We start from the raw sequence: 15,524 nt of genomic DNA on the forward strand, positions 1-15,524 counted from the left end.
TTTAGGACGGGGACTGGGCGGTCTTGCCCAGCAAGGCGTCCTTGAGCTTCCAGTCCGCTGGTGCATTGCCCAGCCAGATACCCAGCAACGCGTTGAAGAACTCGGGCTCCTTGAAAGGCTCACCCTGCGGCTTGCCCTTGACGGTGATGATGGTGCCGGTCCCGGGAATCCAGTCGATCTGGAACTGGTCGCCCGCCACCAGCTTCTTGTGGTCCGAGAAGATCTGGCTCATGCGCAGCACGCCCGGGATGAGCTTGGAGAACGCAGCGCGGTCCATGTTGTCCTCCATGCCCCGCGAGAACAGCTTGCCCAGCTCGGTGGAGTCGATGTCGCGCAGCATGGTGATGCTCATGCGCTTGGGGCCTTTCTGGGCCATGACGTCGGCAGGTGTGCCGGCTTTCTTTTCAAGATACAGCCCTGCCGTGTACACCTTGAAAACCGCCTTGTAGCGCACCCCGGCGCCATTGAGCTGCAGGGTGCTGCCGCTCACGCTGGCGGTTTCTTCGTATTTCACGTCGGCCACGGTCATGGGCTGGGCAACGGCGCTGGCTGCCAGCAGGCATGCACCGGCCATCACAGCCCATCGCGTCAGGAATTTCATGCGCAGCTCCTAAAAAAAGAACGGTCGTTCGTTTCAAATTGTTGCAGCGCTCCCTTCGGGCCGCAACAGGGTTTTCGAGCGGTTGTGCGATCTCGCGGTGAGTCGGTCAAATCGGCCCGCCAAAAAAGCTTTGCTACACTTTGGCCCATGTTCATTCACCACGTGTTCATCACAGGTTGCAGCGACCGGGGAGCCTGGCCCTGGCGTCAGCCTGTCGCTTTGAACGCCTGATGGCACCTGGGCAATCGCCCCAGCGTGCACCCGTGGCCCCACCCCGATGCGGTGAGGCCGATTGAATGGACCGCAGCGCCCCTTTTTCATTGCACAGGGACACGCGCTGCGACAGCTGGGAGCCCTCCCTGTGATCACAGAACTTGAATTCAAAAGCCTGGCCAGCGAAGGCTACAACCGCATTCCGCTCATGGCCGAGGCCTTTGCGGACCTGGAAACCCCGCTCTCGCTCTATTTGAAGCTGGCGCACACCAAGGACGGCGGCAAGCACAGCTTTCTGCTCGAATCGGTGGTGGGCGGTGAGCGCTTCGGGCGTTACAGCTTCATCGGCCTGCCTGCACGCACCTTGCTGCGGGCCAGCGGCTTCGGGGCCGCAGCGCGCACCGAAGTCGTCACCGATGGCCAAGTGGTCGAGACCGCGCAAGGCAACCCGCTCGATTTCATCGAGGCTTACCAAAAACGTTTCAAGGTGGCCCTGCGCCCCGGCCTGCCGCGCTTTTGCGGCGGTTTGGCGGGTTACTTTGGCTACGACGCGGTGCGCTATATCGAGAAAAAGCTCGAAACCACTTGCCCGCCCGACACTCTGGGATGCCCCGACATCCTGCTGCTGCAGTGCGAGGAGCTGGCTGTCATCGACAACCTCTCGGGCAAGCTCTATCTCATCGTCTACGCCGACCCGGCCCAGCCCGAGGCGTATGCCAAGGCCAAGAAGCGCCTGCGCGACCTGAAGGAGCAGCTCAAATATTCGGTAAGCGCGCCTGTTGTGAAGCCCACCGAAAGCCACCCCGCCCAGCGCGACTTTGCCAAGGCCGATTACCTGGCCGCTATCGATCGCGCCAAGGAGCTGATTGCCGCCGGTGACTTCATGCAGGTGCAGGTCGGCCAGCGCATCCACAAGCGCTACACCGAATCGCCCCTGTCGCTGTACCGCGCCCTGCGTTCGCTGAACCCGTCGCCGTACATGTACTTCTACGACTTTGGCGACTTCCATGTGGTGGGCGCCAGCCCAGAGATCCTGGTGCGGCAGGAAAAGACCGACGAAGGCACCAAGGTCACCATCCGCCCCCTGGCCGGCACCCGCCCGCGCGGCGCCACGCCCGAGAAGGACAAGGCCACCGAGGTCGAACTCATCAACGACCCCAAGGAACGTGCCGAGCACGTGATGCTGATCGACCTGGCGCGCAACGACATCGGCCGCATCGCCAAGACCGGCACCGTGAAGGTGACCGAGGCCTTTGCGGTGGAGCGCTACAGCCACGTGATGCACATCGTGAGCAACGTGGAAGGCATCCTGCACGACGGCATGACCAGCATGGATGTGCTCAAGGCCACCTTCCCCGCCGGCACGCTCACCGGTGCGCCCAAGGTACACGCCATGGAACTCATCGACCAGCTCGAACCCACCAAGCGCGGCCTGTACGGCGGCGCCTGCGGCTACCTGAGCTACGCGGGCGACATGGATGTGGCCATTGCCATCCGCACCGGCATCATCAAGAACGGCACGCTCTACGTGCAGGCCGCTGCGGGCGTGGTGGCCGATTCGGTGCCCGAGCTGGAGTGGAAGGAAACCGAGCACAAAGCCCGCGCACTGCTGCGTGCCGCCGAGCTGGTCGAGGAGGGGCTGGAATGACGTCCTCTGAAACCAAGGCCATTGCCAAAGTGAAGGACTGCACCACCATGCAGGACGTGCGCCGCGAAGTGAACGCGCTGGACGACGTGCTGGTGCCCCTGCTGGTAGAGCGCGTGGGCTACATGACCCAGGCCGCACGCATCAAGCAAGGCGTGGAACAGGTGCGCGATGAAGCGCGCATCCAGGCGATCGTGGCCCGCGTGCGCGAACGCGCCCAGGCCGAAGGCGGCGACGCCGGCGTGATCGAAGCCATCTACCGCAGCCTCATGGAAGCCTGCATTGCCTATGAACACCGCGAGTTCGCCCGCCTGCGCGAGCCCGCCCTTGCCGGGAGCGCCGCATGACAAAACTCTTGATGGTCGATAACTACGACAGCTTCACCTACAACATCGTCCAGTACTTTGGTGAACTGGGCGCCGAGGTGGAGGTGTTTCGCAACGACGAGATCACCGTGGCCGAGATCGACGCACGCCTGAACGCAGGCCAGCTCGATCGTCTGGTGATTTCGCCCGGTCCTTGTTCCCCCGCCGAGGCCGGTATCTCGGTCGCCGCGATCCAGCACTTTGCCGGCAAGCTGCCCATCCTGGGCGTGTGCCTGGGCCACCAGGCCATTGGCGCAGCCTTTGGCGGCTCCATCATCCGCGCGCAGGAGCTGATGCACGGTAAGACCAGCGTTATCTCCACCACGCAAAAGGGCGTGTTTGCGGGCTTGCCCGAAAAGTTCACGGTCAACCGCTACCACTCCTTGGCCATCGAGCGCGCCTCGTGCCCTGAGGTGCTGGAGGTGACGGCGTGGACGGATGACGGCGAAATCATGGGCGTGCGCCACAAGACGCTGCCGATCGAAGGCGTGCAGTTCCACCCCGAAAGCATCCTCACCGAACACGGCCACGCCATGCTGAAGAACTTTCTGGAGCAGCGCGCATGAACTTCATCGACGCCCACCAGTTGGTGATGTTCATCGCCGCAGGCTGGTTGCTCAACCTCACGCCCGGGCCTGATGTGCTCTACATTGTGACCAACGCGCTCAAGTCTGGCACGCGTGCTGGCATCGTGGCGGGGCTGGGCATCACGGCCGGGTGCTTTGTGCACATCTTTGCCGCCGCCGTGGGCGTGGGCGCACTGCTGGCCGCATCGGCCACCGCGTTCACCGTGCTCAAGTGGATCGGTGCGGCGTACCTCATGTGGATGGGCGTGCGCATGCTGCTGTCCAAGCCCGGCGCCGACAACGGCAACACGGCTGCACTGGCGGCTGCGCAGGCGGCCCCTGCGCAGCACACGCCGCTGCGCAAAGTGTTCCTCGGTGGCTTCTGGACCAATGTGCTCAACCCCAAGGTGGCGATTTTCTTCCTGGCCTTTGTGCCGCAGTTCATCGCGCCGGGTGCGGACAACAAGGCGCTGGCCTTTGTGCTGCTGGGCGTGCTGTTCAACGTCAACGCCATCCCCGTCAACGTGGGCTGGGCGCTGGCTGCGTCTTGGATGGCGCGCCGCGCCGGGGTGATCCAGCGTGGCATGCACTGGCTGGACCGCGTGGCGGGTGCCATGTTCGTCGGCTTCGGGCTCAAGCTGGCCTTCACAGACCAGCCCTCTGCATAAATACCAGGAGACATTCCATGCCCATTACCCCCCAGGAAGCGCTGCAGCGCACCATCGAGCACCGCGAAATCTTCCACGACGAGATGCTGCACCTGATGCGTCTCATCATGAATGGCGAACTCTCGCCGGTCATGACGGCGTCCATCATCACCGGCCTGCGTGTGAAGAAGGAAACCATCGGCGAGATCACCGCCGCCGCGCAGGTGATGCGCGAGTTCAGCACCAAGGTGCACGTCAAGGACGCGACCCACATGGTGGACATCGTGGGAACGGGCGGCGACGGTGCCAACACTTTCAACATCTCCACCTGCTCGATGTTCGTGGCCGCCGCCGCAGGCGCCAAGGTCAGCAAACATGGCGGGCGCGGCGTGTCGAGCAAAAGCGGCAGCGCTGATGTGATGGAAGCCCTGGGCATCCACATCAACCTCAAGCCCGAGCAGATCGCCCAGTGCATTGCCGACGTCGGCATCGGCTTCATGTTCGCACCCAACCACCACCCCGCCATGAAGAACGTGGCCCCGGTGCGCAAGGAGCTGGGCGTGCGCACCATCTTCAACATCCTGGGCCCGCTCACCAACCCGGCCGGCGCACCCAACATCCTGATGGGCGTGTTCCACCCCGATCTCGTCGGTATCCAGGTGCGCGCACTGCAGCGCCTGGGCGCCGAGCATGCGCTGGTGGTGTACGGCCGCGACGGTATGGACGAAGTGAGCCTGGGCGCTGCCACACTGGTGGGTGAGCTGAAAAACGGCCAGATCACCGAGTACGAAATCCACCCCGAGGACTTTGGCCTGCCGATGGCGAGCAACCGCGCGCTGAAGGTCGAAACGCCTGAGCAATCGCGTGAGATGCTGATCGGCGTGCTCAAGGGCGAGCCCGGCGCTGCGCAGGACATTGTTTGCCTGAACGCAGGCGTGGCCCTGTACGCCGCCAACGTGGCCGAGTCCATCCAGACGGGCATTGCCAAGGCACGCGCTGCGATTGCCTCCGGCGCCGCGCTGGCCAAGCTGGAGCAGGTGGTCACCCGCACGCATGCGCTGGCCACAGCGGTCTGATACGGTGGCCTGACCCCGCCATGTGGCACGACCCCGGCACCTGGATCGCACTGGGCGTCTCCGTCCTGTTCATCGTGGCCGGGGTCGTGATGCACCGCGTGTTCACCCGCATTCTGAAACAGGGCTCCGCCGAGCCCACTGAAACCGACAAGGCAGCCAACCATGAGTAGTGACATCCTCAACAAAATCGTGGCCGTCAAGCACGAAGAAGTGGCCGCCGCCAAGAAGCGCCTGCCGTTCGACGCCATGCGCGCCGATGCGGAGAGCCGCGTGCTCACGCGCGACTTTGAAGGCGCGCTGCGGGCCAAGATCGCCAAGGGCCAGGCGGCGGTGATTGCCGAGGTCAAGAAAGCCAGCCCCAGCAAGGGCGTGCTGCGCGCTGACTTCGAGCCCGCTGACATTGCGCAAAGCTATATGGAAGGCGATGGCAAGGTCAGCGCGGCCTGCCTGTCGGTGCTGACCGACCGGCAGTTCTTTCAGGGCCAGCCCGACTACCTGAAGCAGGCCCGTGCCAGCACCTTGCTGCCCGTGCTGCGCAAGGACTTCATGGTGGATGCGTACCAGATCTACGAATCCCGCGCCATGGGCGCCGATGCCATCCTGCTGATCGCTGCCTGCCTGGATGACGCGCAGATGGCTGACTTCGAGGCCATTGCCCGCAGCCTGGACATGGCCGTGCTGGTGGAGGTTCACGACCGCCCCGAGCTGGAGCGGGCGCTCAAGCTCAAGACCCCGCTGGTCGGCATCAACAACCGCAACCTGCGCACGTTTGAAGTCACGCTGGACACCACCCTGGGCATGCTCAAGGATGTGCCTGCGGACCGTTTGCTGGTCACCGAGTCCGGCATCCTCAAGCCTGCCGATGTGAAGACCATGCGCGACGCGGGTGTGCACGCCTTTCTGGTGGGCGAGGCCTTCATGCGGGCGGATGACCCTGGCCTGGCGCTGGCCAAGCTGTTCGCTTGATAGTGATCGATCACTATGTTTTTGATAGCTGCTGGAGCATATGTAACTAGCGCTACCAGCCCATTTCGCCATGAATCCCTCTGAAATGCCCGCCACGCAACTCCAGACGGCCCAACCCGCCGACTGGCCGGTGGCCCCTGGCTGGCAGCCCTTGGTGGACGCCTTTTTTGCAGGCGCGCGTGGGCAGGCGTTGCTCGCTCACTTGCAGGCGCGGCTGCAGGCGGGAGCAGCGATCTTTCCGCCCCAGCCGTTGCGCGCGCTGGACCTGACGCCACCCGAAGACGTGCGCGTGGTCATCCTGGGGCAGGACCCGTACCACGGCCGGGGCCAGGCCGAGGGGCTGGCATTTTCGGTGGCGCCGGGCGTGCGGCTGCCGCCCTCGCTGCAGAACATCTTCAAGGAAATGCAGCGCGACCTGGGGGTGGCGTTTCCCCCGTTCCCGAACCCCGGCGGTAGCCTGGTCAAGTGGGCAAAGAATGGCGTGCTGCTGCTCAACACCTGCCTCACGGTGGAAGAGGGCCAGGCCGCCAGCCATGCGGGCAAGGGCTGGGAAGAGCTGACCGACACCGTCATCCGCCACGTGGCCGAGGGCCCGCGTCCGGTGGTGTTCATGCTCTGGGGCTCGCACGCGCAGGGAAAGCGCGCGTGGATTCCCGCAGACCGGGGGCACCTGGTGCTCACGTCCAACCACCCCTCGCCGTTGTCGGCGCTGCGCCCGCCCGTGCCCTTCATTGGCAACGGGCACTTTGGCAAGGCGCGGGATTTTCGCGCGCAGCACGGGTACTGAGCAGGGTTCGCAACACCGCGAGCGCGCCATGACCGACGCAGACGTGGAGGCGCAAATCTTCGCCTTGCTGGCGCAGCGCAAGCCGCACACGACGATCTGCCCGTCAGAGGTCGCTCGGGCGTTGGTGCCAGAGGGCGGTGACTGGCGCCACTACATGCCTCAAGTCAGGCAGGTGGCGCAGGTTTTGGCACATCAGCAACGCCTGCGCGTCACGCGCGGCGGGGTGCTGGTGGATGCCACGGCGCCCGGCGGCCCGATTCGCCTCGGCCTGCCGATGGATGACCAGCCCCGCGCCTAGCCCACGCCAAGGGCTACCACGGCTGCGGTAGCCGCTCCTTGAGCAGTTCCAGAAACGCCTGCGCCGCCACCGGCAGGCTGCGCCCGGCCAGGGTCTGGATCTCGATGTCGCGCAGGTCCATGCCAGGGTCGCTGATGGGCAGGGCAACGATGGCGCCTTCGGCCACCAGGTGGCGCACGGCGATCTCGCTGGCCACGGACAGGCCGCCGCCCAACTGTACAAAGTTGACCACCGTCTTGGCGTGGTTGCTGATGAGCACGGCTTCGAGCTGCAGGCCCTGGCGGCTGCAGACGATGTCGATCATCTGGCGCACCGTGGTTTCGGCCGGGGGCAGGGCCAGCGGGTACCCGGCCATCTGCGCCAGGGTCACGCTGCCTGCGCTGGCCAGTGGGTGGCCCGGGGGCAGCAGGGCCAGCACCGGCGCGCTCTGGCGGTAGGCCACGTCGATGTCTTTGTGCGGTGCGCGGCTGAAGCACAGGCCGATGTCGGCGGCGCCGCTGCGCACGGCGTCGGGCACCTGGGCCGTGGGCAAGGCGATCACGCTGAACTGCACCCCTGCGTACGTGCGCTGGAACTCTACGCACAGGCGCGGCACCAGCTCGTTCGCAAACGCATCCGATGTGGCCAGGCGCACCTGCCCCGCACGCAGGCCCTGCAGCGCGCCGATCTCGCCCAGCGCGCGCTCGGCGTCCAGCAACGTGCGGCGCGCGTGCACCGCCAGGATCTCGCCCGCCGCCGTCAGCACCATGCCGCGCGGGTGGCGCTCAAAGAGGGGCGTGCCCAGCTGGGCCTCCAGCCCCGCGATCTGGCGGCTCAGTGCCGAGGCGGCCACATGCAGCCGGGCCGAAGCCTCGGTGAGCGATCCACTCTGCGCCACGGCCAGAAAGTAGCGCAGGGTGGTGTCTTGCAGCAGGTGGGGACGCATGGAGGAAGGGGCGGAGAGGGAGGTGTTCAGTATGCGCCGGTTTGCCGTGGTGGCAAAGCAGCTTGCTGAAATGCTGGTGGTCAAGCAAGGCGCAGCTTCCTAAGATGGTTCCATCCTTTGTTGTGTCCGATTTCTTTGCGGGAGTGCTCTGTATGCGTCTACTTTCCTGGGGCCGTGGTGTCTGGGGCCTGGCCGGCCTGCTGGTGCTGGCGTCTGCCGCGCAGGCACAAGCCAACTGGCCGGACCGCCCTGTGCGGGTGATCGTGCCCTTCCCGGCCAGCGGCGCGACCGACCTGGTGGCGCGCGTGGTCACGCAGCGTGTGGCGGCCGACCTGGGCCAGCAACTGGTGGTGGACAACAAGCCCGGCGCGGGCGGCACCCTGGGCACGGCCGAGGCGGCCAAGGCCGCACCCGACGGCTACACGCTGCTGCTGACCACCAGCAGCACGCACGCCATCTCGCCGCACCTGATGCCCAAGCTGGCCTACGACCCGCGCAAAGACTTCACACCTGTGGCCCATGTGGCCGACGCACCCAGCGTGCTGCTGGTCACCAACTCGCTGCCGGTCAAGACCGTGGGCGAACTGATTGCCTACGCCAAGGCCCACCCCGGCAAGCTCAACTACGCCACCAGCGGTAATGGCACCATCGTGCACCTGAACACGGCCGCCTTAAGCGCCCAGGCGGGTGTGGAGATGACGCACATCCCCTACAAGGGCACGGCCCTGGCCATCCCCGACCTGATTGCCGGGCAGACGCATGTGCTGTTTGACTCGCTGCCCACCGGCATGCCGCACGCCAAGGCCGGCCGCCTGCGCGCGCTGGCCGTGACCAGCGAAAAGCGCAGCACCCTGGCGCCCGAGCTGCCCACGTTGGCTGAGTCCGGCCTGCCCGGTTATTCGTCGGTGACCTGGTTCGGTGTGTACCTGCCTGCAGGCGCATCGCCCGCGCTGGTCGAGAAGGTGCACAAGGCCTTCGCCAAGGCCGTGCAGGCGCCCGAAGTGGCCGAGAGCCTGGCCAAGCTGGGCGTGGAGCCCGCTGCGCCGCGCACGCCCGCGCAGTTCGCCAGCATGGTGCAGGCCGACAGCAACCGCTGGGCGACGGTGATTCGCCAGCACAAAATAGCCCTGGAGTGACATCCCCCTGAGCGGCTTTGCCGCTTCCCCCTTCTCTCGAATGGCGTTGCCATTCGGGAAGGGGGACGACGCCCTCGGTGCGGGGCGGCCCTTCCTCGGCGTCCCTCGCTTTGCGCCGCGCCGGTTTCATGCAGCCCGCCCTGTGCGGGGCAACAGAGTCAGAACGCCATGAACACCCCATCCCTCGACTGGTCCCTTCCTTATTCTTCACACCGCAGCGCGGTCATGGGCCGCAACGTGGTTTCCACTTCGCAGCCGCTGGCCGCGCAGGCGGGCCTGCGCATGCTGCTGGCGGGTGGCAACGCGGTGGATGCTGCCATTGCCGCCGCCATGGCGCTCACGGTGGTGGAGCCCACGGGCTGCGGTCTGGGCAGTGACGGGTTTGCCATTGTGTGGGATGGCAAGGAGCTGCACGGCCTGAACGCCTCGGGGCGCTCGCCTGCGGCGTGGACGCCTGAATACTTCGAGAAGCTGGGCGGCATCCCCGAAACCGGCTGGAACGCCGTTACCGTGCCGGGCGCCGTGTCGGCCTGGGTGGCGCTGTCCAAGCGCCTGGGCAAGCTGCCGTTTGCGCAGCTGGCGCAGCCCGCCATCGACTACGCGCGCAATGGCTTTCCGGTGTCGCCCACCATCGCCCGCCTGTGGGCGCTGGGCGCGGCCAAGCTGGGCACGCAGCCCGGGTTTGCCGAGTGCTTCATGCCGAATGGTCGGGTGCCTAAGGCAGGTGAAATCTTTCGCAGTGAAGCCCATGCGCGCACGCTGGAGCTGATTGCCGAAACCGAGGGCGAGGCCTTCTACCGGGGCGTGATTGCCGAACGCATTGCCGCCCATGCGCAAGCCAACGGCGGCGCGATGACGATGGCCGACCTGGCCGCACACCAGGCCGACTGGGTGGGCACCATCCAGCAGCGGTTTGGCGACTCGGTCATTCACGAGATTCCGCCTAACGGCCAAGGCATTGCCGCGCTGATGGCGCTGGGCATGCTCGACGCGCATGGCATTGGCAAGCACCCGCTGGACGACGTGGAAACCGTGCACGCCAGCATTGAGGCCATGAAGCTCGCGTTTGCCGACCTGCACCAGTACAACGCCGACATCGACGCCATGCCGGTGAAACCGGATGCGCTGCTGAACCCCGACTACCTGCGCAGCCGCGCCGCGCTGATCGACACCACGCGCGCTGGCGACCCCGGCTACGGCGCGCCGCGCCCCGGCGGCACGGTGTATCTGGCGGCGGCCGACGCGTCCGGCATGATGGTCTCGTTCATCCAGTCCAACTACATGGGCTTTGGCTCGGGCGTGGTGGTGCCGGGCACGGGCATCAGCCTGCAGAACCGGGGCCATGGCTTCAACCTGATCCCGGGCCACGCCAACCAGGTGGCGCCGCGCAAGCGCCCCTCGCACACCATCATCCCGGCCTTTGCCATGCATGTCGACGGCACGCCGCAGATGGCTTTCGGCGTGATGGGCGGCCCCATGCAAAGCCAGGGCCACACCCAGATGGCGCTGCGCGTGCTGCGCTACGGCCAGAACCCACAGGCAGCTGCCGATGCACCCCGCTGGCGCATCACCGGCGGCAAGGGTGTGGCGGTGGAGCCAGGCTTTGACCCCGCCGTGGTCGCCGCGCTGCGCGCGCGCGGGCACGAGGTGACGGTGGAAGAGGGCAACGGCGTGTTCGCCTTTGGCGGCGCGCAGCTGGTGCTGAAGAACGGCAACAGCTACATCGCGGGCTCCGACCCACGCAAGGACGGGCACGCGGTGGCGTTCTGATCCATGCCCAGGTGGCGGGCTTGATGCTATTGAATATATAGCTGCTCAGGCTTATTGCACTAGCGCTACCGGCTGTTTTGGTGCTTAACGTGTCTCGCGCACGGTCAGCCAGGCGCTGGCCGCGCCGCTGAGCACGATGGCCGCGATACCCGCCATCGACCACGCATCGGGCACATGGCGGTACACCAGCCAGCCCGCCAGCATGGCAAACCCGATCTGTGAATACAGGAACGGCGCAATCGTCACCGGCGTGGTGCGGGCATAGGCGTTGAGCAGCAGCATGTGGCCCACTGCGCTCGACAGGCCCATGGTGAACATGCCGGCCCACAGCCACGGGTCGCTCACCGGCTGCCAGAAGAACGGCACGCCCAGCGACACCAGCGCTGTGGCGATCCAGCTGGTATAGAGCTGCGTGGTGGCGGGGCTCTCGTGCCCGGCCATCTTGCTGCTCAGCACTTGGTAGCCCGTGCCCGCAGCCAGCATGCACAGCGGCCACAGCAGCGCCCAGGTGAAGGCATCACCGCCGGGCCGGATGATGGCCAGCGTGCCCGCGAGGCCCGTCACCACCAGTAGCCAGCGCAAAGGGCTTACAGGCTGGTGCAGCCACAGGGCTGCCACCACCGTCACACACAGCGGCACCGTCGCCACGATGGCCGTGAACTCCGCCAGCGGCAGGGCCGTGAGGCTGATGAAGCCGAACAGGCTGGTCATGGCGAACAGCGCGCCGCGCAAGGCCTGGAAGCGGGGTTGTGTGGTGCGCAGCGCCGAGCGCCCCGCGCGCTGCAGCACAAAGGCTGTGGTCAGCAGCGACTGGAACACGTAGCGCATCCACAACGCCATGACGATGGGCGCGCCCATGCTGACCAGCTTGCTTGCGGTGTCCAGCAAGGCAAAGAAAGCGCAGGCCACCACGGCCAGCGCGATGCCTGCCAGCGCCGCACGCCGGCGGGCTGCAGGGCTGGTCGACGGCGCAGGGCCGGGGGGACTCACGGCGTGCCGCGCGCACGCTCCAGCAGCATGGCGTCGCCATAACTGAAGAAGCGGTACTGATGCGCAATGGCGTGCCGGTACAGGCCCATGATGTGGGCATAACCCGCAAACGCGCTCACCAGCATCATCAGCGTGCTCTTGGGCAAGTGGAAGTTGGTGATCAGCACATCCACCACCTGGAACGCAAAGCCCGGTGTGATGAAGATGTTGGTGTCGCCAGAGGCCTGGCCCGTCTTCGCCCAGGATTCGAGTGTGCGCACGGTGGTGGTGCCCACGGCCACCACGCGGCCGCCGTGCTGGCGGCAGCGCTCCAGCGCGGCCAGCGTGGCCAGCGGGATCTCGTACCACTCGCTGTGCATCTGGTGCTCGGCCAGGTTCTCGGTCTTGCAGGGTTGGAAGGTGCCTGCGCCCACGTGCAACGTGACGCTGGCGCGTTCGATGCCGCGTGCGGCCAGGTCGGCCAGCACGCCTTCGTCAAAATGCAGCGCGGCCGTGGGCGCTGCCACGGCGCCGGGGTTGCGGGCAAACACGGTCTGGTAGCGCTGGCTGTCCTCGGCCTCGTCGGGATCGTGGTCGCTGTTCTGGTGGCGCTCGATGTAGGGCGGCAGCGGCAGGTGGCCGTGGCGGTCCATCAGCTCCCAGGGCGACTCGCCCGCCGGGCCGTGCAGCGCAAAGCGGAACAGCGGGCCGTCTTCGGTGGGCCAGCGGCCCAGCAGCTGCGCGTCAAAGCCGCCCGCCTGGCGGCCGCCGGCCATGTGCACCACGCTGCCGGGCAGGGGCTTCTTGCTGACCTTCATGTGGGCCACGACTTCGTTGCCCCTACCGCCTGAGTCTCCACCGGCTTCGGCGGGCAGCACACGTTCGATCAGCAGCTCCAGCTTGCCGCCGCTGGCCTTCTCGCCAAAGATGCGTGCCTTGACCACGCGCGTGTCGTTGAAGACCAGCAAATCGCCTTCGCGCAACAGGCCGGGCAGTTCGCGAAAGATGCGGTCCACCGGCTGCATGGCGCGGCCGTCGAGCAGGCGCGAGGCGCTGCGTTCGGGCGCGGGGTGCTGGGCAATGAGTTCGGGGGGCAGCGAAAAGTCGAAGTCGCTGAGGGTGAACACGCGGGGAGCGTGGGGCGCGCTGGCTGCGCCGGAGGAAAGATCAGTCATCGTGCTTGAGGGCCGAACGGGCCCGTGCCAAGGTAAAAATTGCGGAAGGCGCGATTGTCCCACGGGGCTGCAGCCCCTGCAGGCGGGGTGCTATGGCTGGATGTTGAATGCCACCGGTGCGGGCACGCTGCGCACCAGCCGTTGCACATCATCAGCCTGGGCCAATGTGGTGCCCGGGTGCAGCAGCGCGGCGGCGCCTGCGGCCACGCCCCAGCGCAGCGCCTCGGCAGGCGCAGCGCCCCGGTCCAGCGCCCAGACCAGCGCGGCCAGAAAGCAGTCGCCCGCGCCCGTGGTGCCGGTGGTGGCGGGCACGTTGAGTGCGGGGGCTTGCCATACCCCCTCCCGCGTGGCCAGCACCGCGCCTTGTTCGCCTATTGACAAGGCCACGGTGTCGGCCGCGCCGCTATGCACCAGCGACTGGGCGGCCGTGCACCAGTCGGCGGCGTGCTCCAGCGGCTGTTGCAACAGGTCGCGCAGCTCACGCAGGCTGGGTTTGACCAGCGCCACCCCGGCTTGCAAGGCCGCCGCCAGCGGCGGGCCCGACGTGTCAACGGCCACCCGCACGCCTTGGCCAGATACAGCGGATACAGCGCGTACCAGCTGGGCATAGAAGTCGTCGGGCGTGCCGGGCGGCAGGCTGCCGCTGGCAATGAGCCAGCGGGGTGGTGGGGCGTGGGTTGCCAGCGCATCCAGGCAGGCCTGCCACTCGCTGGCCTGCAGCGTGGGGCCGGGTAGCACAAACCGAAACTCCTGGCCCGTGGTGGTTTCGACCACTGAAAAGTTCTCGCGCGTGTCGCCCGCAATGCGCTGCAGCTGCGTGGGCACGCCCTCGTCGGCCAGCAGCTGTTGCACCTGGGTGCCCGCCGCACCGCCCGCCAGTGCCCAGGCGCACACGTCCGCGCCCAGGCGGTGCAGCACCCGCGCCACGTTGATGCCACCGCCGCCCGCAAACCGCCGCACCGGGCCGCAGCGCAGCTTGTGCGTGGGGGCCACGTGGTCGGTGGTGGTCGCCAGGTCGAGGGCGGGGTTGAGCGTCAGCGTGATCAGTGCGGGCATGGGCTACCAGACCTTGTCGGAGAGGCCGGACCACAGCTCGTCCAGGTCGGGAAAGCGCCACTTCTCGGGGTCTTCGCGTGCCACGATCTTCTCGTTGCAGTCCGGGGCGGCCAGGTTCACCACCTCGGGCGGAATGCGCAGGTCGGACTTGGTCGAGAAGAACACCTTGACGATGGGGGTGGTCAGTGCGGTAGGCGATTGTTCCGTCACGATCCCGATGCGGCCCGAGGTCAGCCGCACCAGCGAGCCCACGGGGTAGATGCCGATGCTCTTGACAAACGCCTGGAAGATGCGCGCGTCGAAGTGGTCCTTGGTCCACTCAGCCATGCGGCGCAGCGACTCGGCCGGGTCCCAGCCGCGCTTGTAGGGCCGGTCGGAGGTGATGGCGTCGTACACGTCGCAGATGGCGGTCATGCGCGCGATCACGCTGATGCCTTCGCCCGCCAGCTTGTCGGGGTAGCCCGATCCGTCCACCTTTTCGTGGTGGTGCAGGCAGGCGTCCAGCACCGCATCGGGCACGTTGCCACCCTCCTTGAGCATGTGAAAGCCCTCCACCGGGTGGCTGCGCACCACGGTGAACTCCTGGTCGGTGAGCTTGCCGGGCTTGTTGAGCACGGCCAGCGGAATGGCCGCTTTGCCCAGGTCGTGCAGCAGGCCCGCCATGCCGGCGAGCCGCTGCTGGTCTTCCTTGAGCTTGAGCTGCTTGGCCAGCGCCACCATGAGTGCACACACGGCCACCGAGTGCATATAGGTGTAGTCGTCGGCTGTCTTGAGCCGCGCCAGGCTGATGAGCGCGCCGGGGTTGCGGGTGACGGAGTCCGAAATCTCCTCCACCAGGCTTTGGGCGCCCGCAGAATCCACCGCCCGGCCCATGCGGGCCTCGTTGAACATGGACACCACGGCTTCTTTGGATTTCACGCAGATGGCGGCGGCCATCTTGAGTTCGCTGTGCATGTCGACCGGTTTGCGGTCGCGCTTGGGGGGCGGGGGGGGCGACGGCAGCTTGACCTTGACCGGGGGCAGCTCTTCCAGGCGGCTGAAGTCGGTTTCGATCTGCGCATCCACCTCTTCGCGGGACATCGATGCGGTGCCTGCTGCCACGTCCAGGCCTTTGTCGGTATCGATCCAGATTTCCTGGATGGCCGTGGCCTGGATGCGGGCGAGGTCCTTGGGGTCCTTGAGCAGGAACTTGGCCCGCCAGAAGGGGTGATCCATCCACGAGCCACAAAACTCGTGCAGGTACATGCCCAGGGTGAGGTGTTGGATGTGGATGCGCTTGAGCATGGCAGAAACCCGGGACTCGAAAACACGCCCTGGTCAGGCGTGAGC

The 15,524-nt window shown here is 66.6% G+C and carries 17 protein-coding genes; 11 read left to right on the forward strand and 6 right to left on the reverse strand.

Annotated elements, in window-relative coordinates:
• Position 1: 1 nt before the first annotated feature.
• Positions 2–601, reverse strand: coding sequence for a chalcone isomerase family protein (locus ACODSM_RS06110; RefSeq protein ID WP_060986298.1), 600 nt, complete (start codon positions 599–601; stop codon positions 2–4).
• A 361-nt stretch (positions 602–962) separates the two neighbouring features.
• On the opposite strand from ACODSM_RS06110, the gene trpE reads away from it, so the two are divergent.
• The 9 genes from trpE (at position 963) to ACODSM_RS06155 (ending at position 7,164) form a co-directional block, all read left to right on the forward strand.
• Entirely contained in the window at positions 963–2,462 is a 1,500-nt protein-coding gene (trpE, locus tag ACODSM_RS06115) for an anthranilate synthase component I (protein WP_488804677.1), read from the forward strand.
• Positions 2,459–2,806 carry a chorismate mutase gene (locus tag ACODSM_RS06120; protein ID WP_488804678.1) on the forward strand — a complete coding sequence of 116 codons (348 nt, stop codon included), beginning with the start codon at positions 2,459–2,461 and terminating at the stop codon, positions 2,804–2,806. Before trpE ends, ACODSM_RS06120 begins: the two co-directional genes overlap by 4 nt.
• A complete protein-coding gene (locus ACODSM_RS06125) occupies positions 2,803–3,390 on the forward strand; it encodes an aminodeoxychorismate/anthranilate synthase component II (protein WP_488804679.1) in 588 nt (195 codons plus the stop codon). Before ACODSM_RS06120 ends, ACODSM_RS06125 begins: the two co-directional genes overlap by 4 nt.
• Positions 3,387–4,058: a LysE family translocator gene (locus ACODSM_RS06130; RefSeq protein ID WP_488804680.1), complete on the forward strand. Its 672-nt coding sequence runs from the start codon at positions 3,387–3,389 to the stop codon at positions 4,056–4,058. Before ACODSM_RS06125 ends, ACODSM_RS06130 begins: the two co-directional genes overlap by 4 nt.
• A gap of 17 nt (positions 4,059–4,075) precedes the next feature.
• Positions 4,076–5,113, forward strand: coding sequence for an anthranilate phosphoribosyltransferase (trpD, locus tag ACODSM_RS06135; RefSeq protein ID WP_488804681.1), 1,038 nt, complete (start codon positions 4,076–4,078; stop codon positions 5,111–5,113).
• Between the two features lie 20 nt (positions 5,114–5,133).
• On the forward strand, positions 5,134–5,283 hold the full coding sequence (locus tag ACODSM_RS06140; RefSeq protein ID WP_488804682.1) for a hypothetical protein: 150 nt from the start codon (positions 5,134–5,136) through the stop codon (positions 5,281–5,283).
• On the forward strand, positions 5,276–6,079 hold the full coding sequence (gene trpC, locus ACODSM_RS06145) for an indole-3-glycerol phosphate synthase TrpC (protein ID WP_099731942.1): 804 nt from the start codon (positions 5,276–5,278) through the stop codon (positions 6,077–6,079). The genes ACODSM_RS06140 and trpC overlap by 8 nt, the downstream gene beginning before the upstream one ends.
• A gap of 70 nt (positions 6,080–6,149) precedes the next feature.
• Positions 6,150–6,866, forward strand: a complete 717-nt coding sequence (locus ACODSM_RS06150; RefSeq protein ID WP_108497474.1) for a uracil-DNA glycosylase — start codon at positions 6,150–6,152, stop codon at positions 6,864–6,866.
• A gap of 28 nt (positions 6,867–6,894) precedes the next feature.
• The gene (locus ACODSM_RS06155; protein WP_488804683.1) at positions 6,895–7,164 is read left to right on the forward strand and encodes a DUF3253 domain-containing protein; all 270 of its coding nucleotides are present in this window, start codon (positions 6,895–6,897) and stop codon (positions 7,162–7,164) included.
• A gap of 13 nt (positions 7,165–7,177) precedes the next feature.
• Here the strand turns inward: ACODSM_RS06155 and ACODSM_RS06160 are convergent, their stop codons facing one another.
• Complete coding sequence (locus ACODSM_RS06160) at positions 7,178–8,089, reverse strand: LysR family transcriptional regulator (protein WP_015016046.1); 912 nt, start codon at positions 8,087–8,089, stop codon at positions 7,178–7,180.
• 152 nt (positions 8,090–8,241) lie between these two features.
• Here ACODSM_RS06160 and ACODSM_RS06165 point away from each other — a divergent pair, with 152 nt between their 5' ends.
• Entirely contained in the window at positions 8,242–9,225 is a 984-nt protein-coding gene (locus tag ACODSM_RS06165) for a Bug family tripartite tricarboxylate transporter substrate binding protein (RefSeq protein ID WP_488804684.1), read from the forward strand.
• 168 nt (positions 9,226–9,393) lie between these two features.
• Entirely contained in the window at positions 9,394–10,995 is a 1,602-nt protein-coding gene (locus tag ACODSM_RS06170) for a gamma-glutamyltransferase family protein (RefSeq protein ID WP_488804685.1), read from the forward strand.
• A gap of 84 nt (positions 10,996–11,079) precedes the next feature.
• Here ACODSM_RS06170 and ACODSM_RS06175 read toward each other — a convergent pair whose 3' ends face one another.
• From ACODSM_RS06175 to ACODSM_RS06190, 4 genes are all read right to left on the reverse strand, one after another.
• A complete protein-coding gene (locus ACODSM_RS06175) occupies positions 11,080–11,985 on the reverse strand; it encodes a DMT family transporter (protein ID WP_488804686.1) in 906 nt (301 codons plus the stop codon).
• Positions 11,982–13,139 carry a tRNA preQ1(34) S-adenosylmethionine ribosyltransferase-isomerase QueA gene (gene queA / locus ACODSM_RS06180; protein WP_488804687.1) on the reverse strand — a complete coding sequence of 386 codons (1,158 nt, stop codon included), beginning with the start codon at positions 13,137–13,139 and terminating at the stop codon, positions 11,982–11,984. Before queA ends, ACODSM_RS06175 begins: the two co-directional genes overlap by 4 nt.
• A 90-nt stretch (positions 13,140–13,229) precedes the next feature.
• Entirely contained in the window at positions 13,230–14,195 is a 966-nt protein-coding gene (locus ACODSM_RS06185; RefSeq protein ID WP_488804688.1) for a 1-phosphofructokinase family hexose kinase, read from the reverse strand.
• A gap of 3 nt (positions 14,196–14,198) precedes the next feature.
• A complete protein-coding gene (locus tag ACODSM_RS06190; RefSeq protein WP_488804689.1) occupies positions 14,199–15,479 on the reverse strand; it encodes a cyclic di-GMP phosphodiesterase in 1,281 nt (426 codons plus the stop codon).
• Positions 15,480–15,524: the final 45 nt, after the last annotated feature.

The organism is Acidovorax sp. FG42 (assembly GCF_057809195.1).